The organism is Streptomyces sp. NPDC001604, from assembly GCF_042893475.1.
GTDB lineage: Bacteria > Actinomycetota > Actinomycetes > Streptomycetales > Streptomycetaceae > Streptomyces.
Genome location: NZ_JBIAUY010000017.1, coordinates 186,157 through 200,211, shown reverse-complemented (window position 1 = coordinate 200,211; position 14,055 = coordinate 186,157). Strand labels below are relative to the sequence as shown.

Sequence of the window (14,055 nt, the reverse complement as noted above, 5' to 3'; positions counted from 1 at the left end):
GACCATGACCACCGCGACGCTGCTCGACGGCAAGGCCGCGGCAGCCGAGATCAAGGCCGAACTCGCCGTCCGGGTCCAGGCGTTGAAGGCAGGGGGCGTCACCCCGGGCCTGGGGACCATCCTGGTCGGCGACGACCCGGCCAGCCACTCCTACGTCGGTGGCAAGCACCGCGACTGCGCCCAGGTCGGTATCGCGTCGATCCGGGTGGAGCTGCCCGCCACCGCCTCCCAGGCCGACGTCGAGGCCGCCGTGCTCCGGCTCAACGCGGACCCGGCCTGCACCGGCTTCATCGTCCAACTGCCGCTGCCGGCCCACATCGACACCCACGCCGTACTGGAGCTCGTCGATCCGACCAAGGACGCCGACGGGCTGCACCCGACGAACCTCGGGCGCCTCGTGCTCGGCATTCCCGGGCCGCTGCCCTGCACGCCCCGCGGCATCATCGACCTGCTCCGCCGCAACCAGGTGGCCATCACCGGCAGACAGTTCTGCGTGATCGGCTGCGGCATCACGGTGGGCCGTCCGCTGGGCCTGATGCTGACCCGAAGCACCGAACACGCCACGATCACCCTGCGCCACGAGGCCACCCAGGACACCGCGGCCCACGCCCGGGTCGCCGACGTTGTCGTGGCCGCGGCAGGCGTGGCCCACCTCGTCGGGCCCGACTGGATCAAGCCGGGCGCCACGGTCCTGTCCGTGGGCATCACCAGGACCGTGGAGGGCATCCTCGGGGACGTCCACCCGGACGTCGACCAGGTCGCCGGCTCCCTGGCCCCGCCGGTGGGCGGGGTGGGGCCGATGACCCGGGCCATGCTGCTGACCAACATCGTCGAAGCCGCGGAGCTCGGCCGGCCCTGACGGGAAGACTGCGGGGCCGAGCCTGTCCGGGGTGCCCCCACAGCCGCGTGCATGCTGGCGGCGAAGGCACCGGCGGCGCCGGGGCGGGCAGGCAGTACACGCGCGTGCTCGCCGTCTGCCCCAGCTCACAGGGCCCGGCGAGCCGCACGCCCGATCACAGGCGGACGGCGTGGAAGGTTATCGGGCAGGCGGGCCGGTTTTCCCGGCCACCGCCTTCGATTGTCTGCTGCTCCCCGCCCCCGTCGTCGGGGTGCCGCCATGCCCGCCAGGCCGCCTTCATGCCGAGCGCGAGGGGCAGCAGGCCCAGGTACGGGATGGCCGCCTCGGGCGGGAACGTCACCCCGAACGCCGCGGTTACCGCGACGGCGAGGATGGCGGCGAACCGAGGTACTTGACCCACCACGATCCGGCGGGCAGTGCCCTGGTGGCCCGTGCCCTGAGCGAAGAACAGCGACCGGGGTGGTGAGAACAGGACGCAGAACGTCGGGCGGGCAGTAATCGTGGCCCCTGCCCTCCCGACGCGTGCATGGTTCACGGCTTCCGGATCAGAGGTGCATCGGTGCGGGCGGCGATGTCCTCGGCGGTGATATTCGGTGCGCATTCCACGAGTGCGAGGCCCTCGGGTGTGACGTCGAGGACGCCGAGGTCGGTGATGACGCGGTGGACGCACTGTTCGCCGGTGAGCGGCAGGGTGCATTCGGTGAGGATCTTCGGGCTGCCGTCCTTGGCGGTGTGTTCCATCAGGACGATGACGCGGCGGGCGCCGTGGACGAGGTCCATCGCGCCGCCCATGCCCTTGACCATCTTGCCCGGGATCATCCAGTTGGCCAGGTCGCCTGCGGCGGAGACCTGCATCGCGCCGAGCACGGCAGTGTCGATGTGGCCGCCCCGGATCATGCCGAAGGACAGGGCCGAGTCGAAGAAGGAGGCCCCGGGCAGCACCGTGACGGTCTCCTTGCCCGCGTTGATCAGGTCTGGGTCGACCTCGGCCTCGGTCGGGTACGGGCCTGTGCCCAGGATGCCGTTCTCGGAGTGCAGGACCACATGGACGTCCGGGGGCAGGTGGCCGGGAATGAGAGTGGGCAGGCCGATGCCGAGGTTGACGTAGGAGCCGTCGGTGAGTTCGGCGGCGGCGCGGGCGGCCATCTGGTCCCGTGTCCAGCCCAGCCGCGTTCCGAGCGTGGTGCTCATGCGCGTACGGCTCCTCGTGTCGAAGACGCGGAAAGGGAAAGGCGCTCGATCTGCTTGTCGGCGGCCTCGGTCGGCGTGAGGACCACGATCCGCTGGACGAAGATGCCCGGCAGGTGGATTTCGTCCGGGCTCAGCGCGCCCGGCTCGACGAGTTCCTCCACCTCGGCGACGGTGATGCTGCCCGCCATCGCGGCCAGCGGGTTGAAGTTGGCGGCGGACTTACGGAAGACCAGGTTCCCGTGGCGGTCGCCGCGCCAGGCCCGTACGAGGGCGAAGTCGGTGGTGATGCCGTGCTCCAGGACGTAGGTACGGTCGTTGAAGTCGCGGGTCTCCTTGGGCGGGGAGGCCACCGCGACCGTGCCGTCGGGCCGGTAACGCCAGGGCAGCCCTCCCCTGGCCACCTGGGTGCCCACCCCTGCCGGGGTGTAGAAGGCGGGGATGCCCGCTCCCCCGGCGCGCAACCGTTCGGCCAGCGTGCCCTGCGGCACCAGCTCCACCTCCAGCTCGCCCGACAGGTACTGACGGGCGAACTCCTTGTTCTCGCCCACGTAACTGCCCGTGACACGGGCGATCCGGCCGTCGGCCAGCAGGACGCCCAGTCCGCGCCCGTCCACACCGCAGTTGTTCGACACGACCTCCAGGCCGGTGGTGCCCTGGGCGTGGAGTGCCTGGATGAGCACGGCGGGGATGCCGCTGAGGCCGAAGCCGCCGACGGCCAGCGACGCGCCGTCGGGGATGTCGGCGACCGCCTCGGCGGCGCTCGCGCGGACCTTGTCCATGAGAGAGAGGGCCTTTCTGTCGTGGCTGTCCCGCGTGGTCGCCGGTTCAGGCGTCCGCGCGCAGGGCGTCGGAGATCGACTTGGCGCCGCCGTGCGCGGTGAGTCCGCCGTCGACCGGTATCTCGGCCCCCGTGATGAAGGACGCCTCGTCGGAGAGAAGGAAGACGACGAGCGGGGTGATCTCGTCGACGGTTCCGGTGCGGCCGAGCGGTGTCTCGCGGACGTTCGCCTCTCGGAAGCCGGGCGCCGCGGAGGCGGTCATGTCCGTTTCGATGAAGCCGGGGTGGACGACGTTCACGCGGATACCGACGGGCCCCAGTTCCATGGCGGCGGTCCGCGACAGGCCGCGCACCGCCCACTTACTGGCCGTGTAGGCGACCGGGTAGTGGCCGGTGAGCGCCGCGGACGAGCCGACGTTCACGATCGAGGAGCCGGGTGGCATCAGCGGGGCAAGGTGCTGGATGCCCAGCAGCGGGCCGGTGACGTTGACCGCGTGGACCCGGGCCATGTCCTCGGGGCGTACGTCGTCGATCCGGGCCCGCCAGGTGACGCCCGCGTTGTTGACCAGGCCGTGCACCTGCCCGTACGCCTCACGCAGGTCGGCGGCGAGTTCCGCCCAGTCCTTCTCGTTCGTGACGTCGAGACGGCGGCAGCCGGGTGACTCCGAGACGTCGGTGGCGATCACCCGAGCGCCCTCGCGGGTCAGCGCCTCGGCCTCCGCGGCGCCCTGGCCACCGGCCGCGCCCGTGACCACGACGACCCTGCCGAGGAGCCTCTTGGGGTGCAGGTCGGTCACGGCCGCTCCCGGGGGCTGCGCCGGGCGACCGGAACCGGTATGGGATCAGGGCCGGCCACCACGGTGTTGGAGACGGAGCCGATGCCCTCGACGGTGAGGGTGACCGTGTCGCCGGGCTTCAGGGGAGGCGGGGACTGCTCACCCCGTACACCCCACAACTCGGCGAGGCAGCCGCCGTTTCCGCAGGTCCCGGAACCGAGGACGTCACCGGGGCGGACGACCGTGCCGCGTGAGGCGTAGGCGACCATCTCCTCGAAGGTCCAGCTCATGTTGGACAGCAGATCCTTGCCCACGACCACGCCGTTGATCTCGGCGGTGAGCGCCAGGCGCAGGAAGCCGTCCGCGTCGCGGTACTTCCCCAGCTCGTCGGCGGTGACCAGGTAAGGACCCAGCGTGGTGGCGGTGTCCTTGCCCTTGCAGGGGCCGAGGCCCACCTTCATCTCGGCGGCCTGCAGGTCCCGTGCCGACCAGTCGTTGAAGACGGTGTAGCCGACGATGTGGTCGCGGGCCTTCTCGGGCGTGAGGTCGCGGCCCTCTTTTCCGATCACGGCGGCGACCTCCAGCTCGAAGTCGAGCACGCTCGACCCCGGCGGCATGGGGATGTCGTCGTGCGGCCCGTACATCGCGTAGGGGTTGCCGAAGTAGAACGTCGGGGCCGCGTACCACCGCTCCGGTACCCCGGCAGCCCCGTCCACGGACCGCCGTACGCCCTCGACGTGTTCCTCGAAGGTGACGAAGTCCCGCACGGTGGGCGGCTGGAGCGGCGCCAGCAGTCGTACGTCGGAGATGTGGGGGCCGGCCGGGACGTCGAGGGTCGCGGAGCCCGCGTCGAGCAGTTCGGGCAGGCCGCCACCCTCGGCGAGCAGGCCGGTCAGTGAGCTGACGCCGGGCAGGGGGTGGAGCCTGCCGTCCTCTGAGACGACGGCCACGTGGCGTCGGTTGCGGTACTCGTACGCGGCGAAACGCATGGCGGGTTCCTGTCGGCTGTCGGCGTGAGGGGTGGCACGAAGGCCGGGGGTGCGGCATGGGAGTCAGGGCAGTTGACAGGGCAACCGCACCCCCGGGGACTTAAGGCTCCGCCGATCAGACCGGCGGGGCGACGAAGACGCCGCGGTCGACGTCGTTGAAGGACTCCTTGGTGACCAGTTCGTTCATGGGGTTGGCGGTGCCCCACTGGTCGGTGACCTCGGGCTGGGAGAAGTCGTAGACGTGCGGGTGCCAGGTGTCCTCGTCCAGCAGCTCCAACTCCGTCGTGTACTCGACAGTGTTGCCGTGCGGGTCGAGGAAGTAGGTGAACGTGTTGTCGCCCGCCATGTGCCGGCCAGGCCCCCAGATCTTCCGGAAGCCGGCGCGCATCACACGGCCGGAGCCGCGCATGTACTCGTCGATTCCGCGCATCTCGAAGGAGACGTGGTGCAGGGAGGTGTGCGGGCCCTTGGCGATGGCCATGGAGTGGTGCTGGTTGCTGATGCGCATGAAGTGCATGACGTCGCCGATGTGCGGATGGCCGAGCGTGTCGGACAGCCGGAAGCCGAGGTGCTCCTCGTACCAGGCCTTGGTCTTGTCCAGGTCCGGCGAGTTGAGGACGACGTGCGACAGCTTGACCGGGATCGACTCCTTCTCCTCGATCTTGCGGTGCTGCCGTACCTCGACGGCGGCGGAGACCTCGATGGTGCGGCCGTCGACGTCGAAGAAGCGGAAGCCGTAACCGCCGCCGGGGGTGTCCACCTTGCCCGGCTGTGAGATCAACTGCACGCCGCCCGCGAGGAGTTGCTCGGCGAGGGTGTCCACGTCGGCCGTGCTTGCGGCACCGTAGGACACCAGGTCGAGGCGCTTCTCATCGGCCTTGCGCAGCCGGATCACGTACTGCTCAGGACTGCCCTCGGCGGCCAGGAAGGAGATGCCGGAGTCCTCGGCGACCTTGGTCAGACCCCAGACGCCGGAGTAGAAGTCGAGCTGCTTGTCATAGTCCGGCACGGCCAGGTCGACATGCCGCAGGTGGGTGAGCAAGCGGTTGCTCATGGGGGGTTCCTCCTCAGTCGAGGTCGAGCAGGGCGGCGGCGTTGCCGCCCCGCACCGCGTGGAAGTCGTGGTCGGGCAGGTCCGCGGCGCGCAGCGCGCGCAGCGGGTCGTCGGTGCCCATGTCGAAGGGGAAGTCGGAGCCGAGCAGGACCCGTTCCGGGCCGACCGCTCGCAGCAACTCCCGCAGCACCTGGGGGTCGTGGACGAGGGAGTCGAAGTACAGCTGCCGCAGATAGCTGCTCGGCTCCCGCTCACAGCCCCGGGCGTCGGGACGGGCCCGCCAGGCGTGGTCGGAGCGGCCGATGTGGGTGGGCAGGTACCCGCCGCCGTGTGCCGCGATCAGCTTCAGGCCCGGATGGCGGTCCAGGACGCCGGAGAAGATCAGGTGGGAGAGAGCGACCGCGTTCTCGGTGGGCTGGCCGACGGTGTTCGACAGGTACCACTGGTCCAGGCGCTCGTCGAACGTGCAGCCGAACGGGTGCAGGAAGACCAGCGCACCTGTCTCCTCCGCACGGGACCAGAAGGCTTCGTACGCCGGGTCCGACAACTCGCGGCCGGGCGCGTGCGAGGAGATCTCCACCCCGCTCAGCCCCTGGTCCAGGGCGTGGTCGAGCAGGCCGACCGCGAGGCTGGGATGCTGGAGCGGGACCAGGCCCAGGCCGTGCAGGCGGTCGGGAGCCTTCGCACAGTGTGCGGCGGTGCCCTCGTTGGCCAACCGGCAGACCTTCTCGGCCAGTCGGGGCTCGGCCCAGTAGTGGTAGTGGGACGGCGAGGGGCTGACCAGCTGGATGTCCACGCCCTGCGCGTCCATGGCCGCCAGGCGCACCGCGGCGTCCGTCAGCTTCGGCACGCGCGCCCCGACCATCGGACCGTTCACGGCCAGGGCCGCCGGGCCGTTGCGGCGCGCGTCGAGGGCGCGGGCCTCGGCGAGCCCGGGGTGTCCGGCGACGGCCTCCTCGACCTCCGGGAGCAGGAGGTGGGCGTGGACGTCGATCGTCGGCGCGGAGGATGCGGTGGTGGTCACGGGCGCTCCTTGAGGAGGTTCATGGTGCGGCCGACCAGCCCGGCCATGTCGGCGTCGCGCACACCGTCCAGCTGCCACTGGCCGATCTGCATGGACGCCTCGACGACGGTGCGCACCCGGGAAATGCGGCGGTCGTGGTACGCCTGGAGCAGCTCGTCGTCCCAGTCCCGGCCGTCGGCCACGGCCCCGCTGAGCAGTTCGGCGAGGACGAGGGCGTCCTCCAGGGACATGGCCGCGCCCTGGGCCAGGGTGGGCGGACAGCAGTGGGCGGCGTCGCCGATGAGCACGACCCGGCCGCGGTGCCAGGAGTCCTCCACCAGCAGGCGGTCGAACCAGGTGTAGTTGACCTTCTTCGGGTCGGTGATGTGCTTGGTGATCTCCGGCCAGACCCCGCCGTAGCTCTGCGCCAGGCGGCGCATCTCGTCGGCGTAGCCGGCCGGGTCGATGGAGGCGCGGTCGCGGCATGCTTCGACGACGTACGCGTAGATGGTGTTCTCGCTGGTGGGGCAGTAGCCGGCGATATAGGCGGGGCCACCGTAGGCGAGGTCGGTGCGCGTCACGCTCTCGGGACGCGGGGCGGCGATGCGCCAGATGGCCATGCCGGTCGGCTCGGGTTTGTCGATGATGCCGATCGCGGCGCGGGTGGCGGAGTTGAGGCCGTCGGCGCCGATCACCAGGTCGTAGCGGCCCTCGCTGCCGTCGCTGAAGCGCACCGCCACACCGTCGGCGTCCTGCTCCAGCGCTTCGGCGGTGATGCCAAGGCGAACGTCGGCGCCGGAGGCGCGGACCGTGTCGATGAGGATCTGCTGCAGTTGGGGGCGCTGCATACCGAGGGTGGCGGGCAGATCCTCCCCGCCGGTCTGGATGTCCTCGGCGACGAACAGGACGGTGCCGTCGGGCGCGGTCACGCCCAGCGAGCCGAAGGCGTATCCGGAGGCTTTCACCTGTTCCCACACGCCCAGTTCGCGCAGGACCCGCAGGGCGTTGCCCTGGAGGGTGATGCCGGAGCCGGTGGTGGCGTTCCAGTCCGGTTTGGCCTCGATCAGGTCGACGGCGATGCCGGCGCGGCGCAGCAGGATGGTGACGGCGTTGCCTGAGGCGCCCCCACCGATGACCAGGACGGTGCGTGTGCCCCCGGCCGGAGGCTGGGGAAGAGTGCGGCTGTCAGCCATGTCGGGGATTCCTCCCGGAGTTGGGCCGCGCGACTTCGGGCGGCGGGGGCTGCGGCTCGCCCGCTGCGAGTGCGGGCCAGAGATGGGGACGGGGGTGCGGGGCCGGATGCGCCGCTGCTGTCCGGGGAGCGGCGCATCCGGCAGTTGTGCGGGTTACTTGACGGCGATCGGGTTGACCGGGGAGCCCACGGCGCCGGTGATGGGGAGGGGAGCGGCGGTGAGCCAGAACTCGTACACGCCGTCGTCGGCGCAGTCGGCGGCGAGTGCGTCGAGGTCCCACATCTCGCCGATCAGCAGGCCCATGTTGGGGATGACGACCTGGTGCAGCGGCTGGAAGGCGTTGTCGAACTCGTTGGGGCGGACCTCGAAGCCCCAGGTGTCGGTGGCGATGGCGGCGATCTCGCTGCCGTGCAGCCAGCCGGCGGTGGTGAACGACAGGCCGGGCGCGGGGCCGCCCGCGTAGTCGCCCCAGCCGTCGCGCCTTGCGCGGGCGAGGTGTCCGGTGCGGACGAGCACGATGTCGCCGCGGCCGACGGTCACCCCGTGGGCCTCGGCGGCCCGGGTGAGGTGCTCCTCGGTGATGGCGAACCCGTCGGGCAGCTCTCCCCCACTCTCGGCTCCGCTCGAGCGGGAGGTGCCCCCACCCGTGCCGACGATCTGGCCGACGTCGAGGAGCACGCCACGTCCGGCGACGTGCGGCGCCATGTGCTCGATGCCGGTGACGAGGTCGCCTTCGGAGGTGACCACCTTGTTGGCGCGCCGCCCGTTCCAGGCGAATCCGTGGTCGAAGATGTGGCCGAGTCCGTCCCACTGGGTGGAGCACTGCAGCGGCATCGCGATCACGTCGTCGGCGCCGCCGATGCCGTGCGGGAAACCCTGGTTGCCCAGGACGGCGTCGGTTCCGGTGTCGAGCATGGTGTGCACCGGGTTGGTGCGCCGGCGCCAGCCCTTCTGCGGGCCGTTCATGTCGAACCGCTGCGACAACGAGAAGCTGACGCCGCGGCGCACGAGCGCAGCGCCCTCGCGCCGCTTGGCCTCGTCGAGGAAGTTCAGCGTGCCGAGCACGTCGTCCTCACCCCAACGCCCCCAGTTGGAGTACGCCTTGGCGGCCTCAGCTATCGCGCCCTCCGGGTCGCGGCGGTCCAGGCTCATGCCGTTCCCTCCGCGACGCAGCGGGTGCGCTGCGCGCCCAGACCGGTGATGGAACCCTCCATGACGTCGCCGTCGCGCAGCAGGCGTCCCCAGTGGATGCCGTTGCCGGCCGGGCTGCCGGTCAACACCAGGTCACCGGGGAGGAGTTGAGCCGTCTGCGAGGCGTACGACACCAACCGGGCGACTCCGAAGAGCATGTCCTTGGTGGACTCGTCCTGCATGGTCTCGCCGTTCAGCTTGAGCGTGACCCGCAGGTCACCGGTGTCCGCGATCGACTCCGCAGGTACGAGCCACGGGCCGAGCGGCGTGAAACCGGGAGGTTCTTGCAGCGCAGCCAGTCGGTGCCGATGGCCTTCATGTCCCGGCGGAACACGGTGGCGCGGTCGGTGAGGTCGTTGGCGATGGTGTACCCGGCGACGTACTCCAGGGCCTCCTCGACCGTCACCCGATAGGCGGGCTTGGCCACGACGGCCGCCAACTCCAGCTCCCAGTCTGGCTTTTCGGCCCAGGCGGGCAGGACCACGTCGTCGTAGGGGCCCGTGATCGCGCTGGGCAGGCCGATGAACACGTAGGGCAGGTCCTCGGCGGCCCGGCGGTCCATGACCGCGGCGATCTCCGCTCGTGCCTCCTCGACGGTGCGGGGGTCGTCGGGGGAACGGTGGGCGACCTCCAGATCGATCACGTGCTGCCGGTAGTTGGCGCCGGACTGGAAGATCTGCCGCGGCTCGATGGGGGCGTGCACGCGCAGGCCCTCCAGTGGCAGCCGGCCGAGGGAGTCGTCGTCCGCCAGGGTGCGCAGGACAGGGAGGGTCTCCTCCCAGCGCTCCAGGACTGCGCGCAGATCCGACGGCGCCCAGTCCAGGGCGCTGCGCAGATCGAGTACCCGATCGTGGGCCAGGAGGCCGGGAAACGGCTCCCCGTCCTGAGCGGAGAACGTGCCGAGTGCGAACGGGCCGGCTGGTTGCGCGAGCATTGCCATCAGATTTCCTCCTGCGGGGTTGGGGTCTACTGTGACCCTGATCAGCCGATCACGGAAATTAATCCTGTGGATGTGTCGAATCCACGCCATGGATGACTCTCGTTGCTAGGTGGTTGCCGGTGAACCTGTCCCGACTCGACCTCAATCTGGTCCTCGCCCTGCGCGCGCTGCTGGAGGAGCGCAATGTCACCCGGGCCGGCGAGCGCATCGGCCTCAGCCAGCCGGCCATGAGCGCCGCGCTGTCCCGGCTGCGCCGCCATTTCGACGACGAATTGCTCGCCCGCACCGGCAACACCTACGAACTGACTCCGCTCGGCGCCGCCCTGCGCGACCGCAGCGCCACCGCGTGCGACCTGCTGGAGCGGGTCTTCTCCAGCCAGGCCGACTTCGACCCGGCGGCGGAGTCACGTGAGTTCACGCTGCTCGCCTCCGACTACGGGGCGGCCGTGTTCGGTGCCGCACTCGCCCGCAGCCTGCACGAGGAGGCGCCCGGCATCCGGCTCACCTTCCAGCACCCGGCACCGTCCGTCGTGGAGAACACCGCCGCGGTGCTGAGCACCGTCGACGGACTGCTGATGCCGCACGGCGTCATCGACGGCCTGCCCGCGGTCGAGCTCTTCAGCGACCGCTGGCTGTTCCTGGTCGCCGACGATCACCCCGAGGTCGGTGACGAACTCTCCCTGGACCAGCTGGGGCGTCTGCCCTGGGCCGTCTACCAGCGTCCCTACGACGCCCCGGCCGCCCGCCAGCTCAGCATGATCGGCATCAGCCCCAGGGTGGAGGTCTCGGTGCAAACCTTCCAGTTGCTGCCCCACATGGTCGAGGGCACCCGCCGGATCGCGATGATCCAGGAACGCCTGGCGCGCAAGGCGGTCCGATCGGCCGCGGTGCGCGTCCTGCCCTGCCCCTTCGAGGCGGTACCGGTGCGGGAGGCGATGTGGTGGCACCCGGTGCACGCTCAGGACGCGGGCCACATCTGGCTGCGGCAGAAGGCCGCGGAAGTGGGCGCGACGCTGACGGGCAACGGTTATGGCTATGACAAGGGGCCGGGGAAGGCCGTGCCCGTCGACCAGAGCGCGGGGTTGCCGCCGGGCCGGCTCTGACCGGGCCCGGCGGCAGTCCGTGAGCGGCGCGCTCTCGGTGGTGTTCCCGCACACCCTCAGGCCAACTGCTCCGGCAACGGCCGGGGATCGACGGCGCCCACCCGGCGGCGGGCCGCCCACAGCCCCGCCGCGACGAGGGCGGCGGCCAGCCCCAGCACGCCCACCGCACCGGCGAGACTGCCGACCGCGGACTCCCCGGCGAGCAGCACCAGCGGGCAGATGAACTCACCGCCGAAGAAGGCCGTCATCCACAACCCCGTCCCACGGCCGCGGTCCTCGAACGCCAGGCGGGACATGGCACTGGTGAGAAGGGCGGGCAGCAGCATGCCGGTGCCCACACAGTTGACGACCGCCCCGATGACCAGCAGCGGGGCATTGCCCGCGAGGTACATCACCCCGAAGCCGACCGCGCAGACCGCGAAGACGGCGGGCAGCATCGGGTCGGGAGAACGCTTGAGCCGGGCGAAGGTGACCGCTCCGCCCACGGTCGCGGCACTGGCGATCGCGGTGGCCAGCCCGATCACGCCGGTGTTCTCCACCCCGAGGTCGTCGAGCAGGTACGACATCTCCACCGGGACGGTGTAGAAGACCATCGCCCCGAAGAAGGTGAGGGCACAGATGCCGCCCAACTGGCGCCAGGGGAACGAGCGGCGGGCCTCCGTCTCGGCAGGAGTCTCCTCGCCGTCCGCACGGGCCGCCGGGTTGGGCAGGGCGGTTGCCATCAGCGGGGCGAGCGCCAGGCTCACGGCGTAGACCCAGAAGGGCACGCGCCAGCCCGCCGATCCGGCGGCGCCGCCGAGCACGAAGAAGACGGTGGCCGACGCGGAGGCGCACATGGTCTGCAGCGCGAGGTACTTCACCCGCCGGTGACCGCTGTAGTAGTCGCCGATCAGAGTCGTGCAGCAGGTCATGATCGCGGCCTCGGCGACTCCGACCAGGGCACGGCTGGCGATGATGCCGCCCAGCGAGTCCAGCCACAGCGGCGCCGTGCCGAACAGCGCGTACAGGACGGTCGCCACGATCAGCAGACGCTTGCGGCCCAGCCGGTCCACGATCACCCCGGCGAACGGGGCCAGCAGCGCCAGCGCCAGCGCCGGGACGGTCAGCGCGAGGGGCACCAGCGCCTTGGCCCCCGGGACCGACGCGAAGTGGTCCTGCATCTTCGGCAGTACCGGGGCGATCAGCACCGCCCCCAGGATCGGCAGACAGCTGCCCGCCATCAGAAGGGTCACCCGCAGCAGATGGGCCGGGCCCGAGACGGCGACGGCTGACGGAGTGGTCGCATCGACCGTCGCGTGAGGCGGCGGGGGCACGGAACCGGGCATGGCGACTCCAGAGGGCGGTGTAAGGGAGGGGGCATGCCTCACGGGCGCCGACGGCGCACGGCATGCTGGGGAAGCTCGCACGCCGACGGCGTCCGGACAGCGGTGTGCGGTAGCGACGACTATGGGGGCGCCGAAGCGCCGGTGCCATCCCCTGCGCGATCCGAATCCCGTATCCGGGTTATCCACGCTGTGGATGGGATGGGCAACCGTCACGCAGACGGAAGACGTGCACAGTGTCGGCTGCCAGCAGCTAGTAGCCGGCAGCCGGCACTTCGCGCACGCCGGGCAGCGTCAGCGGACAGGCAGCGGCAGGACGCGCCGATAGGCGGCGACGGCGACGACCGCGACCACCACATGCATCACCATCAGCGCGATGACGGCCAGCGGCCCACTGCCGGGCGTACCGCCACCGAGCAGGGACAGATCGGGCCCGAACGACACGACCACGAGCACGGGCACCAGCCACCGCAGCAGCCCCGCCGGATTCTTGGCGACACGACGGACGACCGCCCAGCCCATGGCGCCGAGGACGACGCCGAACACCGTCAGCGGCCCGTACGCGGAGGGGTGCAGCGGAGCGAAATCGCCCGACGCCCCCGCCGCGTGGGCGAGCAACGCGACCACCACGTTTCCGAGGACGGCCACGACAGCCGCCGCGAGAAGCCCCACGACCACGGTCAGGCCGCGGGAGCGCGGCGCGGGCGGGGCGGACGATACGGCTTCGGGGACGGAACCGGGCATGGGGACCTCCTGCGGAGAACTCAAGAACGACGGGTGCAGCGATGGAAAGGCCGACGTTTGATTCCTCAAACATCTGGGACGCTACCCCGAAGTGTTTGATCAGGCAAACATCTCGATTAGAGTGGCCACCATGACGTCCCCCCGGTGGCTCGCTCCCGAAGAGCTACGAGCTTGGATCAACTACCTCGACTGCTCCACGCTGCTGAACGACTACCTCGATCAGCAGCTGCGGCACGACGCGGCCATGACGCACGCGGACTACAGCCTCCTGGCCCGCCTGTCCGTGGCACCCGACCGCGCCCTGGGGATGTCCCTGCTCGCCGAGCAGTTGAAGTTCACCCGAAGCCGCCTCACGCGCGCGGTGATCCGCCTGGAGGAGTCGGGCTACGTGCGGCGCCGGGAGGACCCGGCCGACGGACGCGGGCAGCTGGCCGAACTCACCGACGCCGGCATGGAGTTGATGACCAAGGCCGCCCCCGGCCATGTTGCTGCCGTACGCCGCGTGGTGTTCGACGCCCTCAGCCCCGAACAGGTGGAGCAACTCGCCACCATCACCGCCACCGTGGTCGCCTCCCTCAAGCAGGTCGGCGAGGAGGACGCCTACCCGGCGGCCCTGCCGTGGCATCGCCGCTGACTCCGAGAACCTGCCCCGGCCGCTCGAGGGCCGCGTGCTGCTGGTCGCCGCGTACTGGCGGACTGACCTGACCCGGCGCCGGCCGGCGCTGCAGTTCGGGGTGTCCAAGTCCGCAGCCGACCGCATATCTTCTCCCAGGCCGGTGCGAGCTCGGCACGGGGCCGCCCCAGCGGCCGCCGTGCGGCCGGCGCGCCCACCCGGGGCGTCGGATCGCCGGATGCACCTCGGCGGCGAGGAAGCAGAGCGCCAGGGCACCGCAGAGATCCGTGGCCCGTTCG

At 71.0% G+C, this 14,055-nt stretch carries 14 protein-coding genes and 2 pseudogenes; 4 read left to right on the top strand and 12 right to left on the bottom strand.

The features are described from left to right. The first annotated feature begins 4 nt into the window (after positions 1-4). Positions 5-859 carry a bifunctional methylenetetrahydrofolate dehydrogenase/methenyltetrahydrofolate cyclohydrolase gene (locus ACFY1E_RS36095; protein WP_389083771.1) on the top strand — a complete coding sequence of 285 codons (855 nt, stop codon included), beginning with the start codon at positions 5-7 and terminating at the stop codon, positions 857-859. Between the two features lie 154 nt (positions 860-1,013). Here the strand turns inward: ACFY1E_RS36095 and ACFY1E_RS36090 are convergent, their stop codons facing one another. The 10 genes and pseudogenes from ACFY1E_RS36090 to ACFY1E_RS36045 all read right to left on the bottom strand — a co-directional run bounded on the left by ACFY1E_RS36090 (position 1,014) and on the right by ACFY1E_RS36045 (position 9,974). After that, positions 1,014-1,259, bottom strand: a complete 246-nt coding sequence (locus ACFY1E_RS36090) for a hypothetical protein (protein ID WP_389083769.1) — start codon at positions 1,257-1,259, stop codon at positions 1,014-1,016. A gap of 131 nt (positions 1,260-1,390) precedes the next feature. Next, positions 1,391-2,026 (bottom strand): CoA transferase subunit B, encoded by a 636-nt coding sequence (locus ACFY1E_RS36085; protein WP_389083880.1) that lies wholly within the window; start codon positions 2,024-2,026, stop codon positions 1,391-1,393. Between the two features lie 20 nt (positions 2,027-2,046). Next, positions 2,047-2,829, bottom strand: a complete 783-nt coding sequence (locus tag ACFY1E_RS36080; protein ID WP_389083767.1) for a CoA transferase subunit A — start codon at positions 2,827-2,829, stop codon at positions 2,047-2,049. Positions 2,830-2,875: 46 nt separating this feature from the next. Further along, positions 2,876-3,625 (bottom strand): SDR family NAD(P)-dependent oxidoreductase, encoded by a 750-nt coding sequence (locus ACFY1E_RS36075; RefSeq protein WP_389083764.1) that lies wholly within the window; start codon positions 3,623-3,625, stop codon positions 2,876-2,878. Continuing rightward, entirely contained in the window at positions 3,622-4,593 is a 972-nt protein-coding gene (locus ACFY1E_RS36070; protein ID WP_389083762.1) for a fumarylacetoacetate hydrolase family protein, read from the bottom strand. The genes ACFY1E_RS36075 and ACFY1E_RS36070 overlap by 4 nt, the downstream gene beginning before the upstream one ends. Before the next feature lie 115 nt (positions 4,594-4,708). Further along, the gene (locus ACFY1E_RS36065; RefSeq protein ID WP_389083760.1) at positions 4,709-5,647 is read right to left on the bottom strand and encodes a VOC family protein; all 939 of its coding nucleotides are present in this window, start codon (positions 5,645-5,647) and stop codon (positions 4,709-4,711) included. 13 nt (positions 5,648-5,660) lie between these two features. Beyond that, positions 5,661-6,671 carry an amidohydrolase family protein gene (locus ACFY1E_RS36060; RefSeq protein ID WP_389083757.1) on the bottom strand — a complete coding sequence of 337 codons (1,011 nt, stop codon included), beginning with the start codon at positions 6,669-6,671 and terminating at the stop codon, positions 5,661-5,663. Beyond that, complete coding sequence (locus ACFY1E_RS36055) at positions 6,668-7,843, bottom strand: FAD-dependent oxidoreductase (RefSeq protein WP_389083755.1); 1,176 nt, start codon at positions 7,841-7,843, stop codon at positions 6,668-6,670. The genes ACFY1E_RS36060 and ACFY1E_RS36055 overlap by 4 nt, the downstream gene beginning before the upstream one ends. A gap of 153 nt (positions 7,844-7,996) precedes the next feature. Beyond that, positions 7,997-8,995 carry a cyclase family protein gene (locus tag ACFY1E_RS36050; protein ID WP_389083753.1) on the bottom strand — a complete coding sequence of 333 codons (999 nt, stop codon included), beginning with the start codon at positions 8,993-8,995 and terminating at the stop codon, positions 7,997-7,999. Next, positions 8,992-9,974: pseudogene (locus tag ACFY1E_RS36045) on the bottom strand (fumarylacetoacetate hydrolase family protein). The gene ACFY1E_RS36050 and the pseudogene ACFY1E_RS36045 overlap by 4 nt, the downstream one beginning before the upstream one ends. Before the next feature lie 119 nt (positions 9,975-10,093). Here ACFY1E_RS36045 and ACFY1E_RS36040 point away from each other — a divergent pair. Continuing rightward, on the top strand, positions 10,094-11,077 hold the full coding sequence (locus ACFY1E_RS36040; RefSeq protein ID WP_389083750.1) for a LysR family transcriptional regulator: 984 nt from the start codon (positions 10,094-10,096) through the stop codon (positions 11,075-11,077). 56 nt (positions 11,078-11,133) lie between these two features. Here ACFY1E_RS36040 and ACFY1E_RS36035 read toward each other — a convergent pair whose 3' ends face one another. After that, positions 11,134-12,402: an MFS transporter gene (locus ACFY1E_RS36035; RefSeq protein WP_389083748.1), complete on the bottom strand. Its 1,269-nt coding sequence runs from the start codon at positions 12,400-12,402 to the stop codon at positions 11,134-11,136. Between the two features lie 291 nt (positions 12,403-12,693). Then, entirely contained in the window at positions 12,694-13,143 is a 450-nt protein-coding gene (locus tag ACFY1E_RS36030) for a DUF6069 family protein (RefSeq protein ID WP_389083746.1), read from the bottom strand. A 130-nt stretch (positions 13,144-13,273) separates the two neighbouring features. Here ACFY1E_RS36030 and ACFY1E_RS36025 point away from each other — a divergent pair, with 130 nt between their 5' ends. Together ACFY1E_RS36025 and ACFY1E_RS36020 are read left to right on the top strand one after the other, a co-directional pair. Beyond that, positions 13,274-13,777: a MarR family winged helix-turn-helix transcriptional regulator gene (locus ACFY1E_RS36025; RefSeq protein ID WP_389083744.1), complete on the top strand. Its 504-nt coding sequence runs from the start codon at positions 13,274-13,276 to the stop codon at positions 13,775-13,777. Positions 13,778-13,799: 22 nt separating this feature from the next. Beyond that, positions 13,800-13,904: pseudogene (locus ACFY1E_RS36020) on the top strand (transposase family protein); the annotation flags it as partial. Between the last annotated feature and the right edge of the window lie 151 nt (positions 13,905-14,055).